Here is a 4,601-nt window from a genome sequence, read left to right as displayed (position 1 = left end):
GAGTTGATCCATGCCATTAAGGAGTACCTGACAATATCCAATGCCGACCCTAAACCGTTGGTGTGGAAAGCCTCCGCCAAAGCCATTCTTGACAAGCTCGCTCGTTGTAAAGCAGTTTATGAAACACTAGACTAGAAAACCTGAGTTATGTCTACGTTGCCACGTTCAATGCAGAGCATGAGCGGTGGGCGGATTACCCAGATGCTGTGCGTCGAGCGATTCGGGTATTGGAAATTTTCGACATCAAGCCGATGAGGCCACTGATTCTTGCCGTTGCGGCGAAAATGGATGCCAAAGAGACCGCGAAATCATTTGGCTTCCTCACATCGTTAGGTGTAAGGCTTCTAGTAGCTTCGACGACGAGAAGCGGCAGCGTTTCGACCCCTCTTGCTAACACTGCCAAAAAGGTCTATGACGGCAGTATCAAAAGTGCATCTGACCTCAAGAAGGCTCTGGGTTCCATTACTCCATCAGATACCGAATTCAGGGGAGCATTTGCAATAACACGGGTATCAACGGCGACGTTTGCACGCTATTATCTACGTGCCCTAGAGATGACAGCCAAAGGCGAGAAGGAGCCCTGGTATGGCCCACTCGAAGACACTGCCATAATCAACCTTGAGCATGTTCTCCCCAAGAAACCTGAGGGAAAGTGGCCTAGATTCAGTGACGATGACGTAACCAACTACGTGAACCGCCTCGGAAACCTCGCCTTGATGCAAACAAGCAAGAACTCCAACCTCAGGAGTGCCGATTTTGCCACAAAGAAACAGGTCTACGCTGACTCTCCCTATGTTCTTACAAGCCAGATAGCAGAACTTGAGGACTGGACGCCTGGGGCTATAACAAGCAGACAGAGTAAGATGGCCGAACTATCCGTCAAGACTTGGCCGATCTAGGTAGCTGTGGCATTGGGGTCTCGTTGATTTCCCTTTGGTTTACCTCGCAACTTGCCCCCTGTGGCCTTTTCGACAATTGAGACCGCAAGTTGGCTCAAGTCCATACGCTTTCTGCCATGCCTTTTCCTTGTAGGCATATACTAAGTATGCCACGCCCCAGCATGGTAATCTAGCCCCGCTAGATTTCAAACTGATACACTACCTGGAATGCTGCTGCCTTGACATTGACCTCCTCTGCCGCCATAATCTCGGAACAAGCTAAGCTTGGCTTAGCCATGCTGTGAAAGGGGGGGACCATGGCAAAGTACATCTATTTGATTCGAAGTCCGGAGAAGCCTGGGAACCAGGCATTCAAGTCAGAGATATTCGATAAACTCGTGCCTCGATTACTCCGGCTCAATCCTGAAAAGCTCAAGATAGACCTCACCGAAGTGAAACTACCCAGATTAACCGTTCTCCCTCTGAAAAGAACCGGACTGGCCATGATATCTGTCTGGGACAACCAATCGGACCGCACTAAAGACTGGCAGGCCGAGATGGCCGGCATCGGCTCGAACATCGCTGGCTATCAGGTCACAGAATCCATGCCGGTGGCCTACAAAAAGGACTGGGATGACGGCAAAGTGTCGCCGGGCGCTGTGATGTTGACGCTTATGAGGAAGAACCCCTCCTTGAGCTATGAACAATTCATGAAGGAATGGTTTGGCCATCATACCCCCATGGCAATGCGGATTCATCCGTTGTGGAACTACATACGTAATGTGGTGGAATCAGCGGTCATTGAGGGCTCCCCGCCGATGGACGGCATTGTGGAAGAGCATTGCCGGAGCCTTCGAGATATCACCAACCCGGCGCGCTATTTCGGGGGGCTATTCAGGATGCTTCCGAACATGGTCAGAGTGGGCCTGCATGCCAATAAATTCCTGCAAATCTCAGAGGTCGAGAACTATCTGCTCACGGAATATTATATTCGCAGCTAGGCATCTCGCTCTCGAAGTGTGGTGTCTTTTGCCTCAGAAGATATGTCCCCTCAGGATTTCCCTGGTGCATATCTTGCTGTACTCCCAGAATTGCCGCCGCACACTTCTGTAGTCCATGGTAGTTATGCTGTTGGCGATGATCCCCATGGGCATCGCCTGAGCAATGAACCCCCGGGCATATTCGAGCATCCAATTGCCTGGTTTCATCAAGCAGCCTTTGTCGGTGCCTCTCCGAAGCGACGCCATGTCTCCGGGCTTGTACACCGTAGGTCTAATCTGGCCCAGGGTGTAGGTCTGATGCTCTCCCTCGATGATGACGTCATATATCAGGGGCGCAAAGCGTCCGGAGTATCCCTCGGTACCTACGGGGAAGCCGATCAGTAGGAGGTACTCCGAAAGCGATCCGTAGAGGATTGTCACCTGTCCGGCAATTCCGCCTGCTATGGTGAACGCCCATTTCTTCTTGGTGCATATCCGTTTGGGGTAGGTCTTGTCGATGTCAGCAATGATGGCATCCAGCCTCTCTTCCAGCGGCAGGCCGAGGTTCTTTTTGACTACGTCCTGTAATACATTAGGGTCAAAGATATAGGCCATGGTTGCCTCCCTTTATTGGTCTTCATTCTCCATACATCTGCTGCAATTTTTCAACGTCGAAGTAGAAATCCTGCATTTCCACAACCTTGCCCCATCGTATTGTGAGCACGCTGATGCCACTATTCTCGAACGTTTGCCCTGCTTTGTTTTTGACCTTCTTCTGGAACCGTATCGCAATAGTGTTACTGAGGCCCAGTGCCAGGATATTCTTGATGTATGTCTCTTTAGCCACGCAGTGTTCCTCAGGAAACTGATCGAAATACTTGTCAAAGAATTCCTTTATGGCTGCCTTCCCCTTCCGCATGCCGCTGACCGACATCTTGCCGGGGTAGATAATGACGGCATCGTCCGCGAAACTGGCAATGATTTTCTCTTTCCGTCGGTTATTCAGGTCATTCATAGCACTACGCAGCGCCACCTTTAGAATTATGGCTCCGATCATTTGTTTACCTCCCTGCTCCGGATATATTTACTGTCACGTTGAATTGATCGCTACGACATCGTGCAATGCAGCACATCATGCACCCCAATCCCGGACTGAAACAAGTAATTCCAGCAGCCGTGATGACATCCCAACTTCAGCAAATGACCGCTATTGCGGCTTAGCCCTTCAGGATATACTCACTCGTCATAGTGGTGCGGATGCGGTTCAGGTCGAGGAAGCGGGTAACACTCCTGAGCATCACGATCATGTTCCACACCAGCTTGAACGGGTTCTTACCGGCGCCGTAGAAGAGGAAGTAATTGGTGGTGTGTCTGGCTGAGGGCCAGGACTCCTCCACAATGCCTTCGTAGGGCGGTGCCTCCGCCGTGACCGCCCTGATCACCACGTTACGTATATAGCGTGTGCGGGGCTGCATCGCCTCGGAGACCGGCGACTGCCTTCCGTGCCACCGCCGGATCCACTCCTCGCGGGAAAGCCGTTTTGGCCGTTCCATCAAGGTAACTGCGACTATGCCGGGGGAACGCTGGCCATCGGGCCAATTCCTGGGGCCGGAGTGCCGATTGCCACCGTATTCGGTGTAGATCGACTCATCCACCAGATAGCCGGCAAACCTGAAGCCGGCAGCCCGGAGGATCTCCTCGCACGGGCCACGTTTCTCAATATCGTTGAGCCAGAGGGCTACTTCGGCGCACATGCGCTCCCCGGGATGAAACGGCGCAGATGATCTTACATTGGCATCCTGATCAACGATATACATGGTCAGCTTCACGCCCCCGGCCTTAAGCAACCCGGGTGCGACTTCCTTGAGTAAAACCTGCTGCCTCTGTTTCTTGTCCTGCCCCTTGGGTCCCCAGAGGATGTAGAGCAGCTTGTCCATATTCCCCCCTTCCCGTCAGCCTTCTACGGTTGCCCTTCTGGCTGCTTTTTTGTCATGACAAGACATCGGGCTATGATATCATGGAGTCCCTGTTTCTTGGCGGTGAAGGCAATCATGACAAACCCCGCAAGAAACATCAGGGCCGACAGGACTTTGGCCCAGTAGCGCTCTGTAGCTCTGCCCAAGGAGATCCTTTTCCCTGACATGTCGCTGACGGTGAGGCCCATTGTTGTCTTGCCCAGCGTTGCCTGTCTCGAAGAGCTCTCCATCAACGCCCAGTAAAGCCACGGAACCACAACCCAGAAGACAATGATCGAGGCCAATATGGCGGCATCTGCAGGCAGTCCTATAAGAGGGCCGAGGAGGATGGGGAGTATGATGGCAAGAACAAAAGCCAGAATCCAGAGCGCTGCAACATCGACAACAAAGGCAATAAACCTGCTCCAGAACCCGGCATATTGCATGTCGCTTACCGAAGGAACATCCTTCTGAATACCTGAACCTGCAGCCATGGTGGGAAGGCCGGCATTAAGGTGCTCACCAGACTGCGCATGATCGTGATCTGTGACCATCCATCCCCTCCTTGTCATCGCGAGAATATTATCAGGCGGATGGCTCGGACAGTATCATAACCCTTGACTGTTTGTCAACGCGCGCACTACTTGTTGTGGATGTTCTACGATTATGACAGGGGTTAAGCGTTCAGGGAAAATGTCACCCTATGAAGGAGACGGTGACATTGAACAGGAAGGAACAGAAGAGGCTAATGGTCTTGAACAAGATGGGAGAGAGGTGGATGGGGGCCG

The 4,601-nt window shown here is 52.3% G+C and carries 6 protein-coding genes; 2 read left to right on the top strand and 4 right to left on the bottom strand.

The window, feature by feature from the left end:
• Positions 1 to 227: 227 nt before the first annotated feature.
• Both NTZ04_02065 and NTZ04_02060 read left to right on the top strand, forming a co-directional pair.
• Positions 228 to 899 carry an HNH endonuclease family protein gene (locus NTZ04_02065; protein ID MCX5991108.1) on the top strand — a complete coding sequence of 224 codons (672 nt, stop codon included), beginning with the start codon at positions 228 to 230 and terminating at the stop codon, positions 897 to 899.
• 296 nt (positions 900 to 1,195) lie between these two features.
• The gene (locus tag NTZ04_02060; protein ID MCX5991107.1) at positions 1,196 to 1,879 is read left to right on the top strand and encodes an EthD domain-containing protein; all 684 of its coding nucleotides are present in this window, start codon (positions 1,196 to 1,198) and stop codon (positions 1,877 to 1,879) included.
• Between the two features lie 33 nt (positions 1,880 to 1,912).
• Here the strand turns inward: NTZ04_02060 and NTZ04_02055 are convergent, their stop codons facing one another.
• The 4 genes from NTZ04_02055 to NTZ04_02040 form a co-directional block, all read right to left on the bottom strand.
• Positions 1,913 to 2,473 (bottom strand): hypothetical protein, encoded by a 561-nt coding sequence (locus NTZ04_02055; protein ID MCX5991106.1) that lies wholly within the window; start codon positions 2,471 to 2,473, stop codon positions 1,913 to 1,915.
• 22 nt (positions 2,474 to 2,495) lie between these two features.
• Entirely contained in the window at positions 2,496 to 2,915 is a 420-nt protein-coding gene (locus NTZ04_02050; GenBank protein MCX5991105.1) for a nuclear transport factor 2 family protein, read from the bottom strand.
• 160 nt (positions 2,916 to 3,075) lie between these two features.
• On the bottom strand, positions 3,076 to 3,795 hold the full coding sequence (locus tag NTZ04_02045) for a hypothetical protein (GenBank protein ID MCX5991104.1): 720 nt from the start codon (positions 3,793 to 3,795) through the stop codon (positions 3,076 to 3,078).
• Between the two features lie 23 nt (positions 3,796 to 3,818).
• On the bottom strand, positions 3,819 to 4,367 hold the full coding sequence (locus tag NTZ04_02040) for an RDD family protein (GenBank protein MCX5991103.1): 549 nt from the start codon (positions 4,365 to 4,367) through the stop codon (positions 3,819 to 3,821).
• Positions 4,368 to 4,601 lie beyond the last annotated feature (234 nt).

This window comes from Chloroflexota bacterium (assembly GCA_026389585.1).
In the GTDB taxonomy this organism is placed as follows: domain Bacteria; phylum Chloroflexota; class Dehalococcoidia; order UBA2247; family RBG-13-53-26; genus JAPLHP01.
The sequence above is the reverse complement of the archived record's forward strand: the minus strand, read 5'-3'. Positions and strand labels throughout refer to the sequence as shown.